Origin of the sequence: Thermococcus sp. ES12 (genome assembly GCF_012027515.1) — an archaeon.
Taxonomy (GTDB): domain Archaea; phylum Methanobacteriota_B; class Thermococci; order Thermococcales; family Thermococcaceae; genus Thermococcus; species Thermococcus barossii.
The window spans coordinates 393,938-409,911 of record NZ_SNUP01000002.1; the positions used below are offsets into that span (position 1 = coordinate 393,938).

The 15,974-nt window shown below is 54.4% G+C and carries 13 protein-coding genes; 6 read left to right on the forward strand and 7 right to left on the reverse strand.

What is annotated here, in order from left to right:
* Positions 1 to 5: 5 nt before the first annotated feature.
* From E3E37_RS06975 to E3E37_RS06995, 5 genes are all read right to left on the reverse strand, one after another.
* Complete coding sequence (locus E3E37_RS06975; protein WP_167716028.1) at positions 6 to 3,905, reverse strand: DNA-directed DNA polymerase II large subunit; 3,900 nt, start codon at positions 3,903 to 3,905, stop codon at positions 6 to 8.
* Positions 3,906 to 6,014 (reverse strand): DNA-directed DNA polymerase II small subunit, encoded by a 2,109-nt coding sequence (locus tag E3E37_RS06980; RefSeq protein ID WP_167716030.1) that lies wholly within the window; start codon positions 6,012 to 6,014, stop codon positions 3,906 to 3,908.
* On the reverse strand, positions 6,014 to 7,261 hold the full coding sequence (locus tag E3E37_RS06985; RefSeq protein WP_088865501.1) for an ORC1-type DNA replication protein: 1,248 nt from the start codon (positions 7,259 to 7,261) through the stop codon (positions 6,014 to 6,016). The genes E3E37_RS06980 and E3E37_RS06985 overlap by 1 nt, the downstream gene beginning before the upstream one ends.
* A 278-nt stretch (positions 7,262 to 7,539) precedes the next feature.
* Complete coding sequence (locus E3E37_RS06990; RefSeq protein ID WP_167716032.1) at positions 7,540 to 8,151, reverse strand: DNA-binding protein; 612 nt, start codon at positions 8,149 to 8,151, stop codon at positions 7,540 to 7,542.
* Between the two features lie 146 nt (positions 8,152 to 8,297).
* Positions 8,298 to 8,921 carry a DNA-binding protein gene (locus E3E37_RS06995; RefSeq protein WP_167716380.1) on the reverse strand — a complete coding sequence of 208 codons (624 nt, stop codon included), beginning with the start codon at positions 8,919 to 8,921 and terminating at the stop codon, positions 8,298 to 8,300.
* A 686-nt stretch (positions 8,922 to 9,607) separates the two neighbouring features.
* Between E3E37_RS06995 and E3E37_RS07000 the strand changes: the two genes are divergently transcribed.
* From E3E37_RS07000 to nucS, 3 genes are all read left to right on the forward strand, one after another.
* Positions 9,608 to 10,624, forward strand: coding sequence for a TrkA family potassium uptake protein (locus tag E3E37_RS07000; RefSeq protein WP_167716382.1), 1,017 nt, complete (start codon positions 9,608 to 9,610; stop codon positions 10,622 to 10,624).
* 187 nt (positions 10,625 to 10,811) lie between these two features.
* Complete coding sequence (radA, locus tag E3E37_RS07005; protein WP_088865506.1) at positions 10,812 to 11,876, forward strand: DNA repair and recombination protein RadA; 1,065 nt, start codon at positions 10,812 to 10,814, stop codon at positions 11,874 to 11,876.
* 35 nt (positions 11,877 to 11,911) lie between these two features.
* Positions 11,912 to 12,664, forward strand: coding sequence for an endonuclease NucS (nucS, locus tag E3E37_RS07010; RefSeq protein WP_088865507.1), 753 nt, complete (start codon positions 11,912 to 11,914; stop codon positions 12,662 to 12,664).
* Here the strand turns inward: nucS and E3E37_RS07015 are convergent.
* Positions 12,661 to 13,041: a DUF473 domain-containing protein gene (locus E3E37_RS07015; RefSeq protein ID WP_088865508.1), complete on the reverse strand. Its 381-nt coding sequence runs from the start codon at positions 13,039 to 13,041 to the stop codon at positions 12,661 to 12,663. The two genes, nucS and E3E37_RS07015, sit on opposite strands and share 4 nt — an antisense overlap.
* 9 nt (positions 13,042 to 13,050) lie before the next feature.
* Positions 13,051 to 13,779 (reverse strand): proteasome assembly chaperone family protein, encoded by a 729-nt coding sequence (locus E3E37_RS07020; protein ID WP_088865509.1) that lies wholly within the window; start codon positions 13,777 to 13,779, stop codon positions 13,051 to 13,053.
* A 376-nt stretch (positions 13,780 to 14,155) separates the two neighbouring features.
* Here E3E37_RS07020 and E3E37_RS07025 point away from each other — a divergent pair, with 376 nt between their 5' ends.
* From E3E37_RS07025 to E3E37_RS07035, 3 genes are all read left to right on the forward strand, one after another.
* Positions 14,156 to 14,524: a hypothetical protein gene (locus tag E3E37_RS07025; RefSeq protein ID WP_167716035.1), complete on the forward strand. Its 369-nt coding sequence runs from the start codon at positions 14,156 to 14,158 to the stop codon at positions 14,522 to 14,524.
* Between the two features lie 67 nt (positions 14,525 to 14,591).
* Positions 14,592 to 15,365 carry an S-methyl-5'-thioadenosine phosphorylase gene (locus tag E3E37_RS07030; RefSeq protein ID WP_167716384.1) on the forward strand — a complete coding sequence of 258 codons (774 nt, stop codon included), beginning with the start codon at positions 14,592 to 14,594 and terminating at the stop codon, positions 15,363 to 15,365.
* 90 nt (positions 15,366 to 15,455) lie between these two features.
* A complete protein-coding gene (locus E3E37_RS07035) occupies positions 15,456 to 15,923 on the forward strand; it encodes a thermonuclease family protein (RefSeq protein ID WP_371731693.1) in 468 nt (155 codons plus the stop codon).
* Positions 15,924 to 15,974: the final 51 nt, after the last annotated feature.

A 15,974-nucleotide genomic window follows, 5' to 3' on the forward strand; every position in this document is an offset into this window, starting at 1 on the left:
AAAAGCTAGGAGCCAAAGAACTCGTCGAGGCTGATGCCCTTCTTGGGCTTCTTCATCTTTGACTTCTCCTTCCTGACTGCCTTTTCCAGACCCTCGGAGGGTTTTGTTTTCTTATCGGCTTTTTTGGACTTCTTTTCAGTTTTCGTCCCGGCCTTTGACTTTTCGGCCTTTTTCTTGAGCTTCCCGTTGGCCTTCAGCTCGTCCAGGTAGCCGTTCCTGCCGTTAGATTTGCCTGTCCGCTCCTTTATCATCTTCTCGCATACGTCGGCGGAGAATCCCATGAGCGTCCTCTGCCTCTCCGGGAAGACGTTCTCGAAGAGGGACTTTATGTCCTTCTCGGTCAGACATATCCTCTGCCTCGTGTAGTCGAGGACGCTGTACTTCGTGACGAGCATCTTGGCCGTTGGCAGGTACTTCTCTATGGCACCCTTGCTGACGGTGAGGACTATCTTACCGCCGCACTTCGGGCATTTGCCGGTGAGGGGCGGTCTGCGGTACTTCGTGTTGCACTTGACGCAGCGGAACTCCTGACGGGTGAAGCTCCTCAGGTTGCCCCTCAGGTCGGGGACGAGGTGGGAGTTGATTATCGTTTCGGCAACGTGGTGCTCGTCCACCGCGCGGATGCGCTCAGCGAGGGCGAGCTGGCGCTCCACCTTCTCGACCATATCGCCGAGCTGTTTGTACAGGCTCATCTTCGGGCCGAGGCCGATGTCATCGGTGTCGTGGGTGAACTTCAGGCCTTCGTACATCTCCGGCCTTCCGAGGCGGTCCTCGACGCGCTCGATGAACTTTATCTCCTTGGGCGATTTCATCTCGTAGGTGGCGCTGTAGAATTCAAGGGGATAGTAGCGGACCACGTCCATGTTGTGGACCTCGCTGTCCACCTCGCGCGGGTCGAGGCGCGTGGTAACGACGAGCGGAGCGTCCATTTTACCGCCGCGCTTCTCGGGCAAGTAGTACTTGCTGAAGTTGAGCAGTGCATCGAGGAGGAGCATGACGGCGTCTTCATCCCCGTCACAGTTGCGCCTTTTAGCTGCATGATAGTACGGGTGAGCGTAGCCAACGAGAACGTCAGAGAAGCCGATTATCCTGCCGATGATTCCGGCCGAGGTGTGCGGGGCCAAACCTATAACGAGGTGCCCGACGAGGTCCTCCATCTTCTCGGCGTTGTAGAACCTTGGAAGGCCGTAGAACTTCTCAAGGAGGTCGTCTATGAAGCGAGCCACCTTGAGAAGGTACTTTCCTGCCTCATAGGGCAGGATGACGTCCTGGACTTTAAGCTCGAGTATCTGGTCGTCCCGCTCAAGGGGCTTGCCCTCGAAGTCGTGGGTGTAGCCGAGCTCCCTCAATTTTTCAACGCTCGTGCCTATCTCCCTCGGCTTGAAGTGGGTTATGGGGGCATCGGTGGCATCGAAACGAATGGTACCATCTTTAAAGACGTAGACGTCGTTTTTGGCCCTTAGAAGGCCCTTCTCAAGCGGTTCTGCCATCTTAAAGCCGGAGGTCATACCCTGGACGCCCTTCAGCCTGTCGATGCCGTAGACCTTGACGTTCTCCATCGCGGCGCGGAGAAGCTCGGAGGGCTTTATGGTTCTCCTCGCGTAGGGCTTAAGCTCGGTTCCGCACTTCGGACAGCGGAAGTCAAAGTTCTCGGCCTCACCCTGCGAGTAATCAACGTTGCACTTGGCGCAGTGCCAGAGGAGCTCCTTCCGTGTCCCACAGCGCGGGCAGATGTGCTCAGGCCCTGTGTGACCGCATTCAGGGCACTTGAAGAAGGCTATCTCCACGCTGGTGACCTTTCCCTCCTCGGCGGCCTTCTTTATGTCACGCGAGCTTCCACCGGCGAGGCCTATGGGGAAGAGAACCTGTACCGGCGGCTTCATCTTCCTCTCCTTGGCCTTCTCCGGCCTGCCCATACGAGCGCCGATCCAGCTGATTCCCCTGTCGCGGAGCTTGATCCGGTTGTTCTCGTTGATGATGTCGATGACCGTGAAGAGGGGCTTGGCTTTGAACTCCCACTCGAGGTTGCCCAGGGGTGTGAGCAGAGCTGCACTCCAGGGGTAGTCTATCACGATGACCTTTTTCCTGTCCTCGGTCCGCTCAAGCCTGTGGGGGAGGCCGAGGAGTTCAAGGTAGCGCTTTATCTCGGGGTCGTTGTCGAGGACTACCTTCCTCGCGAACTTGAGCTTTCTGAACTCGTCCCACTCGATTTGAGCACCCACAAGGGCCCTCTGGAGCTCCTCAACCTCCTCCGGCTCCAGCGTGTTCCAGTAGAGGGTGTAGTACGGGTGAAGGGGAACGTCGAGAACCTTTGAGATGTGCACCGCCTCCTCGACGCTCGGCCTCACGCGGAGGGGGTCCTTAAGGAGCTTCTCCAGAAAATCGGGGTCGAGTTCAATGTATTCCGCCGCCTCTTCGATCGCCTCGCGCGGGTTGTCGGAGAAGGGCTTAAGCTCGACCTCGTAGGTCTCCGCCATGGCCTTGACGAACTCCTGAACCCACCATTCCTCGGCGTAGTTGGCTGGAAGAAGCGTCTGGTTGTTCTCGACGAAGTCGCCGAAGTTCACAAGGGCATCGCCAACGTAGAGTATCTCCTCGATCTTGTCCCTGATTCTGAGGGCCGTTTGGTAGTCCTCTACCCTCACCACGCTCCCGTCCTTGAGCTTTACTATCGGCCCCTCGACGGTGGTGGCGGGGGTTACAATACATCCCTTGCCGGGCCTCTCCGTCTTCATCTGGGTTCCAATCGCTATGAACTCGTCGAGAATGAGCATGGTGGCTGGATTGACGCTCCATGTGGCGAACCCGCTGACGCGACTCCTTCCGTACCTGAGCCTGAACCCGCCGTTGGTTGATGGCTCGGCAAAGAGCGGCCTTCCACCGATTATCTCCTTCGTGTACTTTTTGTTGGGGGCTACATTGGCCCTAAAGCGCTCGTAAAGCCCGTAGTAGAAGCCCTTCTCGACCTTTTCCTTTACCTCGTCTTTCGGAACCTCCTCGGCCCTGGACTCGTCTGAGGCTTTCTTTTCATCTCCGGATTTTCCCTTCTCCTTGGCCTCGACGAACTCCTTTATCCAGTCCCAGCCGTCCACACCCATCTTGTCTATGTACTTGACGAGCTTCTTCGCCTTCTGGAGAACTCCCTCGGCCAGGACGAGTATCGCGCCGCCGCGCAGGTGGTTGGTCTCCACCCCCTGAACGTCCCTGTGAGAGACCTCGACCTTGTCGGTTTCTTCGCCAGTTATCTCGATGGGGATGTTCCTCATGGCCAGCCTTACCTCGTCGGCCTCGGGGTGGTACTGCAGGCGCGTGACGGCGCGGTGGTAGAGGTCTACCTCCTCGACCATTCTCTCAATGTGCTTCTCGCTGGGCTTGAAGCGGTCGAGACCGAGCTTTTTACGGACGTAATCCCCGACGAGGACGCTCAGAGCCTGGGCCGTTCCGCCGGAGCTCCTTATCGGTCCCGCGTAGTAGAGCGCCAGGTACTCGCTGTTGTCGGCCCACTCGTTGCGCTTGATCTTAACGTCGGCTATTCCCTCAAGGGGAGCCGAGACGATGCCCTCTGTGAGAATCGCCAGGGCAGTTCTGACGGCCTGCTCAGCGTACTTCTCCTTGCTCCCAAGGTCACCGAACCTGCCCTCGATGATTTCATCCACCACTTTAAGCGCGGCCAGCTCCTTACCGTACTCCTTGACGAGAACGCGTATCCTCTCTGCCACACCCTTCGGCCCGACGAGGCTCTCCACACGGCCGGCCATGTCCGTGGCTTGGGGCACCTCCACTTCCAGGCTCGGGTCCTTGCCCTGAGCGCGGGCCTTTCTCGCAACCTCGTAGGCCCTGTCAATCTCGCGCTGGAGGGATTCAAAGTAAGCTTTCATCCCGGGCGAGTAGAGCTCCTCTCCCATTCAAACCCCCTCACAGTACTGGTCGAACCTTATAACCGCCCTCAGTCTGGCGGTTTCAACGTCTATTATCGGAACCCTTGCCGGGGTCGGCACGATGTTCACCATCTTCTGGAACTCCGTCTGAGCCTGCCAGGTGCCCGTATTTATGAGAAAAACGCCGTTGTACATCTTGTACTGCATAACGTGGACGTGGCCGGCCTGGAAGAGGTCGGGAACCGACTCTATGACGAGAGTATCCTCGGGGTCGGGAGCTATGGGAACCTTCTCGCCAAATGTCGGTGCGAGGTGGCGGAGCTTCAGCAGGTCGAGCATAGCCTCGGCCGGCCTGTGGTGGCTCCTGTTCGGGATGAAGTTGACCACGTCCTCGATTCCCCTGCCGTGGGCTATGAGAAAGTCCCTGCCGTGGAGCCTTATCACCGCGGGGTTGCTTATTATAACGGCGTTCTTGAGCTTGAGAAGGGGCCTGGCGTATTCTTCGTAGAAGCCCGGCTGGGGAATGGCGGTTCTCGCGGCATCGTGGTTGCCGGGGCCGATGAACATGGTTATGTGGTCGGGTACATTGCTCAGCAGGTTTGCGAGCGCCTCGTACTGGTCGAATATGTCCGGAATGGCCAGCTCGTTGTACTGGCCGGGGTAGATGCCTATACCGTCAACGACGTCACCGGCGATCACCATGTACTTGATCCTGCTGACGAACTCCTCCTCAGCCTTGTTGTTCACCTCACCGTTGAGCCACTCCAGGAAGCGCATGAAGGCCTTCTCGCAGAACTTGTTTGAGCCGACGTGGATGTCGCTGAGAAGAACGGCGTAGACCTTTTCCTCCAGGGGAGGCTTCTCGCGCTTGAACTTGGGGACATCGGGGAGGAATATCTTGTTGGCGAAGAATATACCCCTGCCAGAGTACCTTCCACGGAAGGCTATGACCGAATCGGGCATTATCTGGAAGAACTTTTTGCTCTCCTCGTTGTTCCGGTTTATGAATACCTTGATAACGCCCGTGTTGTCCTCAACCTCGAACATGTAACCCTTTGCAGTCTCGCGCTTGCTGTTAACGAGGCCGATGATGGTCACCTCATCCTCGTCCCTGACGTAGCCCAGCTTGGCTATGTCTATCACACCGCCTATCTCCGGGTTCTCGCGGAGGATTCTGCGCATCTTCTTGAGCCGGCTCCTGAAGTAGTCGGAGTATACCTTAATTATAACGTCACCCTCTTTACCAGCGGCATTCTTGGCCTTGGGTAGGGTGAACTTGACGTTCTTCACGTCGAATGTTATCTCGTAGTCGTCGGGGATCTCTTTGGCTCTGTAGTGGAAGTCCTCCCTTGGAGAGAGCCTAAAGTCAGCGTAAACGGAGTAGCTCTTCTCCTCTTCGGGAATTTCCTCACCCACGTACGCTATGGGAACACCGTAATCCCCGTACACAATCTTGGGCTTGACCCCGTTTCCGTTCTCCTCCCCGTTTGCATAGCCGTTATCGTAGCCGTTACCGTTTTCAGCCGATGTTTCTTCAACGATGGTCTCACCTTCCACGGGAAGAACTTCCCCAGGAACCTCCGAAGAAGTACCCTCCCCCACTGCCGTTTTGGATTCAAAGCTCCCGCTGGCCCCCACATCACCCACATTTCCAGTGGAAATATAACTCTCCCCCTCAGACAAACTGCTTTCTTCTTCCCCCGATGATGCTATTTCAGGAGTTTCCTCACCTCTTTCAAGGGGAGTTCCAGTGGAAATATATGTTTGAGGGGCATCATATGAAGAAGCCGTATCCTCCGCAATTTCAGATATTGATGCAACCGAATCGCCGGATTCCACAGAATTAGATATTTTCATTGGGATTTCCTCACCAGAAGGCGTTTCCACGTGAATCTGCTCCCCGGCGGTGGACCCTTCCACGGCTGAAGAGGAAGCGGGGCTTTCCATTGGAGAGGCACCCTTCTGGGACAGGAAGTCCTTCGCAAGTGAGGAGTCTATCACGAACGTCCCCCGTGCCTTGGCGAACTTTATGAGCTCCGCGAGGGTGAAGTCCTTCTTATAGCCGTCAACGAGAAGGTAATAGGCGGATGGGGTGATTAGATATTTGTTGGCCATCAAATCCTCGATCAGACCCATCAGAGCAGCCTCCTCTGGCGGGACATGCTTATGGTAAGCACCGTCTGGAGCTGGTGGTCATGACGGTATATGTTCTTGACCTTATAAGGGGTTACGTTGAGCCTTATCTCCTTGGTCCGCCCGTAGCGGCCCTTGCTGACCACTTTGGCGTTGATGATACCGAGCATATCAAGCTCGTTTATCAGGTCGCTCACACGCCGCTGGGTGAGGGGTTCGAGGTCGATGTGGTCGCAGAGAGACTTGTAAACGGAGTAAACGTCGCCGGTGTTGGCCGGGAGCTCACCGTTCTCATCCAAGAGAACTATCGCGTAGAGCAGAACCTTTGAATGGAGCGGAAGGGTCTTTATGACCTCCTCCATGGTATCCTGTTCGATTTTTTCCTGCGCCTTCCAGACGTGCCTTTCGGTAACTTTACTGGCACCCTCGCGCTCGGCTATCTCACCCGCAACGCGGAGCAAGTCGAGGGCACGTCTCGCGTCACCGTGCTCGCGGGCAGCGAGTGCGGCACAGAGGGGAACGACACCATCGTCCAGAACGCCTTCGTTGAATGCATCCTTGGCACGCTGCATGAGTATGTCCCTGAGCTGATTGGCGTCGTACGGCGGAAAGACCACCTCTTCCTCGCTCAGGCTGGAGAGGACACGCGCATCGAGGTACTCCTTAAACTTGAGGTCGTTGGATATTCCGATTATGCTCACCTTGGCCAAGGAAAGCTCGGTATTTATCCTTGTGAGGGAATACAGGATATCATCGCCACTTTTCTTGATTAGCTTGTCTATCTCGTCCAAAACTATTATGACGAAGCGCTCCTTGGCGTCTATTACCTCCTTGAGCTTGGCGTAGACCTCATCGGTCGGCCAGCCGACGAGAGGGACCTCAATGCCGCTCTCAAGCTTGAAATGGTTCACGATGTTGGCCAAGACGCGGTACTGCGTGTCCACTATCTCACAGTTAACGTAGATGACATCCACCGGGACGTTGTACTTCTGGGATATCTTCTTGAGTTCCTCCGTAACGAACTTTATCGTGACGGTCTTACCGGTACCAGTCTTGCCGTAGACAAAAACATTGGAGGGAGTCTCCCCACGGAGAACAGGAACCAAAATGTGGGCGAGGTTCTCAATCTGTTCACGCCTGTGCGGTAGCTCCTTGGGCGTGTAGCTGTGCCTGAGAACCTCCTTATTCTTAAAGATTTTCTTGGCGTGAAGGTACTTCTCAAAGATTGAATCGAGGTAATTGTCGTCCATCGACACCACCCACTCCACTGGAAATCCAGCCCTGTCGCTGATTTTCATTCAATAAATTTCTAATTTGCCGAACATGTGATAATTTTAAAGTTTACAGTTGCCAATCGACCAATTTAATCGAAGAGATTTTGAACATCAAACATGTGCTCCAGAGGAAGCACCGGATGCAGAGGAAAGCATAGATAATCGAGCTGAGGGGTTTATATGCCTTATTGAACAGGAGGATGTAAAAAGCCAAGCAGAAAATGGAAGGGATAATCAAAGAAAAGAAGGCGAAATCAGCCTTCTTCATCCGTAGGCTCTTCTTCCACAGCTTCAAGGACAGCGTCGAGAAGCTCTTTGGCGTCCTTCTCTTTAAGCCCGACCTTGATGGTGAGGAACTCCATGAGCTGCTCGTAGGTGTAGCCCTTCTGAATCCTCTCAAGGAGCATGACGACGATGCGGTCAAATATTCTCTCAACGAACTCCTCCTCGAGACCGAGGGCAGAAACTCCCGAGAGAAGGCCAACTGCCAGAGCGGTCAGGGCGTCGTTGAATTCCTCCTTGCCGAGAGTCTTCTTGTCGAGGTCAACACGGATGTTAACGACGTCGTTGGGCCTCCCAAGGCTGAACTTCATCATGTATATCCTATCGTTTAGCTCAAGAAGGGTGTGGTAAACGTAGAGCCTGTCCTCATCGCTCATGCCGTAGGTTTCAAGGCTCGTGGGAATCACAAGGTGAACAAACTCGTCGGAGAACATGACAACGAGGGTGAAAGGCATCTTCGGATGCTCAGCAACGTACATGGACTCGTCAACCGCCTTAACCTCCCACGGAAGGTCAACTATGTCGGCGGCATCCTCTCTGCCAGTCCTAAGCCACTCAAGAACCTGCGTTTCAATATCAGTCACAAAAATCACCTCAAGGTTCTAAATGAGAAAGAGTTTATAAACATGCCGGTAGTAAGAGATCCTAATCTCGGACTACAAGGTTCTAAAAACGTATACATTAACACCGATACATCGACTGGAAGGCTGAAAAGAAAAACCTGGGTACATCAGAAGTACCCAACGTCTTCCCCCTGCCCATCAATTTCTTTCTTGGCCGCGAACACCTCGTCGAGCAGGTTTTTTGCGTCCTCAACTCTCATTCCGACCTTGACGGTCAGGAACCTCATAAGCTCGTCCCTGCTGGCGCCGCGCTCAACCCTCTCCAGAACCATTCCAACGATGCGGTCAAAGATTTCCTTCGCAAAAGCCTCCTCCAGCCCCAGGGCTGAAACCGCAGACATAAGGCCTATTAGCAATGCCGTCAGCGCATCGTTAAACTCGTCCTTGCCCAGAGTCTTCTTGTCAAGATCCACGCGAAGGTAGACGTCATCGTCCATTCCTGAGAGGGTGAATTTCATCAGGTTCACCTGGTCGTTGAGACGAAGGAGGGTATGATACACCCTGAGTTTCTCGTCCTTTGTCATAGAGAATGTTTCCAGCCCCAGCGGGACAAGCAAATGGATAAAATCCTCAGAAAAAGCCACCAGCAACGAGAAAGGCATTCTCGGATGTTCTGCCACGTACATACCCGGCCTCATCTCCCGCACGGACCAGGGAAGGTCAACTATATCCTCGGCAGTATCATTGCCTGCCCTAAGCCACTCAAGAACCTGCGTTTCGATACCCTCCATGTTAACCACCACTAAAAATTGGACAAAGGGGTTAATAACGTTACACCCAAAACAAACTTCCACAGGAAACCAGGGAGTTCTTAGAACACTTGTGTACACCAAAAATTGCTGTTTGTAAACGGACAGAGAAAGTCATCGACCGGCTTCCACTGAAAGGAGAATGAACAGGAGCGAACATCAAAAGAGATACATTGGAGCACGAGAATACACATTTTGAGAAAACAGTTGCATTAACGTGTTAGAGAAAACGTTAACAAAATTGACCCCCAGGGAGTTTTGTTTCCTGTGGAGCGGGGTTTTGGGCTACTCCCATATTTGGACTGATCTCCTGGTGAAACTCTCCCATCCTTTTTTCAACTTTTAGTATTTATATGTTTTTATGAACAATGTTCATAAAAAGGATGTAATTTGGAATAGTGATGAATGATAGTTCACCGTATCGTGAACCTTGTTTAAAAGTAGTCTCATTGCTCTTTGTAATCTGTATTATAAACCCTTCTTTTCATATTCACAGACTATAGCTCCGTCCATCGTCAAAACTGGGTTCCAGTGGAAATGAAACTCTGGGGGGTCTTTTAGATGGACATCGAAAAAGACCTTTGTTTCCACTGGAAAAATGAGTCCATCCGTGAATGGGCCTGGGCATGGGTGATAATTTTATTAAGGCAGGGGTCATAGTGCACATCATGATCCCGGTACCCGTGGTTAGAAGACTTCTCAGGATGAAAGTTAAGGTCAGCAGGAACCGGCTACTTCAAATAGCCACGCTTGTCCTCCTGCTCGCGGTCATTTTTGCGTTTCTGTTTATGTATTTCGAGAACGTGAGCTTCTACACGGCTTTTTACTGGGCGGTCATAACGATGGCCACAATCGGATACGGCGACATAACCCCTCAGACTGAGGCCGGCCGTGCCGTGGCTATGGTTGCCGCCGTTGCTGGAATCTCAACTTTCACTGCCCTCGTTTCGATTCTGGCTGAATACTTCATTTCATCGTCTCTGAGGAGGATGATGGGCATGCACAGGGTTAGGTATTCTGGACACTACGTGATAATCGGTCGCGGGAGCAGCATTCCAAGCTGCGTGGATGAGCTCATGGCCGCGATTTCCAGTGGAGAGGTGGAGATGCGGCCCATAGTTGTGGTCTTCCCCGACGAAGGGGAGCGGAAGAAGGTCGAGCTTCCAGAGGAGGTGGAGGTCCTCATTGGCGACCCAACCAACCCCGAGACACTTGAACGCGCCCACGTGCGGGAGGCGTCCTACGTTATCCTCGCCCTTGAGGACGACTCGAAGTCCGTCTTCACCACCCTAATGGTGAAGCGCATGTCCGGAGCGAAGGTCTTCGTCGAGGCCCTTCGCGGGGAGAGCCTTGAGCTGCTGAGGCAGGCCGGGGCTGACAGGGTGATACTCAGCAGGAGCCTGGCTGGAAGGCTTCTCGCGAGCTCCGTTTTTGAGCCCGAGGTGGTGGACGTCATAGATGACCTGACAACCGCCACCGGCGGCTACGATATCTCCGTTCTGGAGCGCAGGGATTTATGGGGCGTCCCGTACGTGGAGGCCATGAAACGCCTCCGCAGTGATGGTTACTTCCTCTTGGGGTACTATCTGGAGAAGCCGGTCCTCAGTCCTGCGCTGGATGAGGAGATTCCCGAAGGCTCCAAACTGATCGTCATAAAGCCCGGCTCTTCCAGTGGAAAAAGGTGAGAGTGTTGCCCCATTATCCTTACCGCCAGATTGTGTATCCAATCCCTACTAAAACGGTCCAGCAAGGGCGTGAATTCCTGGCATCTCTAGATATCTGGCACTTTTATCTTGCGCTCCATCGGAAAGAAAAGTATATAACCCTTCGGCTTTTTACCCCTATGAAAGGTAGCCGTAGCGGGTGAGTGAGATGCCGAGGAAAAAGAAGGCTGAGGATGAAATAAAAGAGCTCGAAGAGTTTGAGGAGCTCGATGTCGTTGAGGAGTCCCCATCAAGCTCAACCAAGAAAACTAAGGAAAAGGGGATAAAGACCCTTGAGGATCTGCCGGGTGTTGGTCCTGCCACCGCAGAAAAGCTCCGTGAGGCAGGTTATGACAGCATAGAGGCCATAGCCGTCGCCTCTCCAATGGAACTCAAGGAGATTGCCGGGATAAGCGAGGGTGCGGCGCTCAAGATAATCCAGGCCGCGAGGGAGGCCGCAAACATAGGAACCTTTATGCGTGCCGACGAGTACATGGAGAAGCGCAGAACCATCGGCAGGATTTCCACTGGAAGCAAGAGCCTGGACAAGCTCGTCGGTGGTGGGGTTGAGACGCAGGCGATAACCGAGGTCTTCGGTGAGTTTGGATCCGGAAAGACCCAGCTGGCCCACACGCTGGCGGTAATGGTTCAGCTCCCTGAGGAGGAGGGCGGCCTTCACGGTTCCGTCATATGGATAGACACGGAGAACACCTTCCGACCTGAGAGGATACGGCAGATTGCAGAAAACCGCGGCCTTGATCCGGATGAGACACTTAAGAACATCTACGTGGCCCGGGCCTTCAACAGCAACCACCAGATGCTTCTCATTGAGAAGGCGGAGGAGATAATCAAGGAAAAGGCCGAGACGGACCGGCCGGTGAAGCTGCTGGTTGTCGATTCCCTCATGGCTCACTTCAGGAGCGAGTACGTTGGGAGGGGAACGCTGGCAGAGAGGCAGCAGAAGCTCGCCAAGCACCTCTCGGACCTCCACAGGATAGCGGATCTCTACGACATAGCGGTCTTCGTCACCAATCAGGTTCAGGCCAAACCCGATGCCTTTTTCGGTGACCCCACGAGGCCGGTTGGTGGCCACATACTGGCCCACAGCGCAACGCTCAGGATTTACCTCCGGAAGGGCAAGGCCGGAAAGAGGGTTGCCCGGCTCATAGACAGCCCGCACCTCCCGGAGGGTGAGGCGATCTTCAGGATAACCGACAAGGGCGTTGAGGACTGAGTTAGCTTTTTAACCCCTCTTCTTTACCCCATTTCATGTCGAAAATTGAAGCCGTTCAGAGTCCCTCCCGCGATGAGCTTCTGAGGATAGTCGACTCCGCCCTCTCGTCGGAGGCGATGCTGACCATATTCGCCCGCTGTAAAGTTCACTACGACGGCCGGGCGAAGAGCGAGCTCGGCTCCGGGGACAGGGTTATAATAATCAAGCCCGACGGTGCCTTTCTCATTCACCAGAGCAGGAAGAGGGAGCCCGTGAACTGGCAGCCGCCGGGGAGCTTCGTGACCGTCGAAGAAAGGGATGGGGTGGTAATTCTCCGTTCCGTGAGGAGGAAGCCGAAGGAGGTACTTGAGGTCGAGCTTGAGGAGGTTTACCTCGTTTCAATGTTCCGGGCGGAGGACTACGAGGAGCTTGCTTTAACCGGCAGTGAGGCCGAGATGGCGGAGATGATATTCAATAATCCCGAGCTGATCGAACCCGGCTTCAAGCCCCTTTTCCGGGAGAAGCAGATTGGCCACGGCATAGTTGACATTCTCGGCCGCGACAGGGATGGTAACCTCGTCGTCCTTGAGCTGAAGCGCAGGAAGGCCGACCTTCACGCCGTGAGCCAGCTGAAGCGCTACGTTGAAGCCTTGACCAGGGAGCACGGAGACGTGAGGGGAATACTCGTTGCCCCGTCCCTGACCTCTGGTGCCAAAAAACTCCTTGAAAAGGAGGGCCTTGAGTTCAGGAAGGTTCAGCCACCGAAGAGGGAAAAGCCAGGGAAGGGCAGACAGAAAACGCTGTTTTAGCCTATGTCCATCTCCTGTGGAAGCATCTCCCTGACCCTGACGACCAGCACCGTGTTCCTCTTCTTCACTTCAACTATTCTGCCGAGGCCGAGGAGCCTCACCTGTGCCCTGCACACAGTCATCTCCCTCTCGTCGCTCTCCTCCCATGGAATCCTCTGCTCCATGCTCTCAAGCCTCAGTATCTCCGCGAGCAGGCCCTCTGTGCCGATGGTAACATCCTGATAGGTTTCGTAGGTTAGGAAGACCCTTCCGAGCTCGCGCGCCCTTTCCAGGGCGATGACGTTTCTCGCGCTCCTTAGCTCCAGAGTCTTGTAGGGGCTCCTTAAAAGCTCGTCAAGAACCCGTCTCGCGATTCCGGCGAGGGTTATCGCCTCCATGTTATCACCTCACAGGTATATGCTCTCGTACTGCTTCTCTGCCTTTCTCCTTGCCTGCTCCATCTGCTCATGCATCTTCCTCAGCTGGGCCTCTATCATCTCCGCCTCCTTGAGCAGGGGCTCCGTTGAGACCTCTATCGGTGTCAGCTTCTTCAGAACCTCTATGACGTTTGCAGCAGCCCTCGGATCCGGCCTGTCCCCGAAGGTCTCTCCAAGGAGAACGTAGGCGTCCAGCCCTTCCCTGCTGGCCTCCCAGAGGAGCTTTCCGCTCATCCCCATTATCGAGCCGTACTGGAGGATTTTCACTCCCAGGTTTTCAAGCTCCCTGTTCAGCTCGTCCCTGGCTCCGACCCCCCAGACGTCCATCTTCTCCTTGAAGAGGCCTATGCCTATGCCGCCGAGGGATACCACCTTGCCGGCACCCATCTCCTTGAGGTACCTCACGAGTTCCTTTGCTATCTCGCTTACCAGCGTTGGGGGCACGTATATGTCTGCCACGGCCAGTATAATGTTGTCCTTTCCGTAGAAGCGCAGTGGCGGGTTGGGCTTTCCTTCGAGAATGAGTGCCATCGGCGGGATGAAGGGGCTCTCCACGTAGCCTATCATCTCCATTTCAAGCTCTTTGGCCAGAAAGTTCGCCGCTATGTGACCTACCAGGCCTATCCCCGGGTAGCCCTCGATGAATATGGGATTCTTTATCTCCGGTAAGACCAGCTTGACAGGCTTTCCGTTCTCCATCACACCACCCCCCGAAATATTTAGTTCCCAAAGGTTATTAAAGTTTTGCCCGTTCATCTAGAGTGGCTATTGAAATCAGAGCCGATGCTACTCCTCCTGAAAAGGCCGTTATACTCTTTCATGGAGATCCTTAATTTGTGGGGGACTTACACACCCTCTTCTTCGAAGTTTGACTTTTTCTCTCCTCAAGCCTTGCCCTTCAGGGCGGGAAGATGTCAGTACGCCTATATCCCATATCAGAAGAGCTTTTATCCCAAGAACTCAAAAACTCTCGTGGTGAAACCATGGAGCGCCCGACCCTTCCCTTCATGCCGTGTGATGTTATTCGTCGTGCCTTTACCAACTGGGGGCACTGTTATTCTGGGGGTGGTGAGATATGAGGTACTCTATTCGCCTTCTCTTCCTTTTGAGACTTTTCCTTAGGGTCTTTGCCTTCGCTTACCCGCTCTTTCTGACGGTTATGTACAACTTCTGGATCTTTGAAAAACTGCCGGCCGTCGCGTGGTGGGGGTACATAGTCCTTATGGCCCTTTGGGAAATTACCACCGGCGTTGCCGGCAATCACCTGCCTTTAAAGCCCCTCCTAACGGCCTACGTGGTCATTACTCTTTTCCTTGAGTTCCCAAGCGTTTTCCTGGGTGGGGTTTACCTTTCCACGGCGCTCGTTTTCATGCCGTGGCTTGTTCTCTGGTACGGGTCACTGCTGCTGTTAAGCCTGCTCTTGATCTCCCAGGGGCGTGGATAGCGGCTCCATTTCCACTGGAACGGCAACCCTTATATGAGTGGAGCGAGCATTTAACACGGTGATGACCATGCCGAGGATTGGGATAATAGGCGGTTCTGGAGTCTACGGAGTCTTCGAGCCGAAGGAGACGGTCAAGGTTCACACCCCCTACGGCAGGCCTTCGGCTCCAGTGGAAATCGGGGAGATAGGGGGCGTTGAGGTAGCTTTCATACCGCGCCACGGCAAGCACCACGAGTTTCCACCCCACGAGGTTCCCTACAGGGCCAACATCTGGGCGCTCAAGGAGCTCGGTGTTGAAAGGATTATAGGCGTTACCGCCGTCGGCTCGCTCCGCGAGGAATACAGGCCGGGCGACATCGTCATAACCGACCAGTTCATAGACTTCACCAAGAAGAGGGACTACACCTTCTACAACGGCCCGAGGGTTGCCCACGTGAGCATGGCCGACCCCTTCTGCCCGGAGATGAGGAAGATTTTCTACGAGACGGCCAAGGAGCTCGGCTTCCCGGTTCACGAGAAGGGTACCTACGTCTGCATCGAGGGCCCGAGGTTCTCAACGAGGGCCGAGAGCTTCATGTTCAGGCAGTACGCCCACATAATAGGAATGACCCTCGTCCCCGAGATAAACCTCGCGCGCGAGATGGGCATGTGCTACGCCAACATAGCGACCGTCACCGACTACGACGTCTGGGCCGACAAGCCGGTTGATGCGCAGGAAGTCCTCCGCGTTATGGCCGAGAACAACTACAAAGTCCAGGAGCTCCTCAGAAAGGCCATCCCGAGGATTCCAGAGGAGAGGAAGTGCGGCTGCGCCGACGTGCTGAAGAGCATGTTCGTCTGAGTGACGTAGAAATGTTATTTTTGTTTTCTGTTTCCTATGCTTTTGACTTCTTTTAGTAAATTTTAAAAGTCCCACTACCTACCGTCTTCGGTGAGTGCCGTGACCCGAAGGATGCTCTTTGTTCTCGCCATGCTATCTGCCCTCCTGTTACCCGTTGCCAGCGCCTACGAGTTCCAGGCCTACGGATACGTTACCAAGGTGGTCGATGGCGACACCGTGTGGTTCCACTCCTACTACGGCTACAAAGCTGGAGAAACTTTCAAGGTCCGCTTCGCCGACATAAACACGCCCGAGATATACACCGATGAGGGCAAGGAATCGAAGGCAGCTTTGGAGTGGCTCCTCGATACGTACGGCCGCTACGTCTACCTCGACGTCGATGACATCTATGAAACCGACCGCTACGGCCGCGTGGTCGCGGTGGTTTACCTTCCATTCTGGTACTATGGCTACGCCCTGAATGTCAATGAGTGGCTCGTCGAGAGCGGCTACGCGAGCATCTGGGACCACTACAACGAGTTCGACCCATACTCCTGGAGCCTCTGGGTTCCCATTTGAGGCTTTTCTCTTCTCCGACACCTTTTTAACTTCCACCGGAAACACAACCCT

Bases quoted from the DNA above. Each gene is read 5' to 3' on its own strand.
- E3E37_RS06985 (WP_088865501.1), bottom strand. From the start codon at position 7,261: ATGGACGACAATTACCTCGATTCAATCTTTGAGAAGTACCTTCACGCC.
- E3E37_RS06975 (WP_167716028.1), bottom strand. From the start codon at position 3,905: ATGGGAGAGGAGCTCTACTCGCCCGGGATGAAAGCTTACTTTGAATCC.
- E3E37_RS06980 (WP_167716030.1), bottom strand. From the start codon at position 6,014: ATGGGTCTGATCGAGGATTTGATGGCCAACAAATATCTAATCACCCCA.
- nucS (WP_088865507.1), top strand. From the start codon at position 11,912: ATGTCGAAAATTGAAGCCGTTCAGAGTCCCTCCCGCGATGAGCTTCTG.
- E3E37_RS06995 (WP_167716380.1), bottom strand. From the start codon at position 8,921: ATGGAGGGTATCGAAACGCAGGTTCTTGAGTGGCTTAGGGCAGGCAAT.
- E3E37_RS07015 (WP_088865508.1), bottom strand. From the start codon at position 13,041: ATGGAGGCGATAACCCTCGCCGGAATCGCGAGACGGGTTCTTGACGAG.
- E3E37_RS07000 (WP_167716382.1), top strand. From the start codon at position 9,608: ATGATCCCGGTACCCGTGGTTAGAAGACTTCTCAGGATGAAAGTTAAG.
- E3E37_RS07025 (WP_167716035.1), top strand. From the start codon at position 14,156: ATGAGGTACTCTATTCGCCTTCTCTTCCTTTTGAGACTTTTCCTTAGG.
- E3E37_RS07030 (WP_167716384.1), top strand. From the start codon at position 14,592: ATGCCGAGGATTGGGATAATAGGCGGTTCTGGAGTCTACGGAGTCTTC.
- E3E37_RS07020 (WP_088865509.1), bottom strand. From the start codon at position 13,779: ATGGAGAACGGAAAGCCTGTCAAGCTGGTCTTACCGGAGATAAAGAAT.
- radA (WP_088865506.1), top strand. From the start codon at position 10,812: ATGCCGAGGAAAAAGAAGGCTGAGGATGAAATAAAAGAGCTCGAAGAG.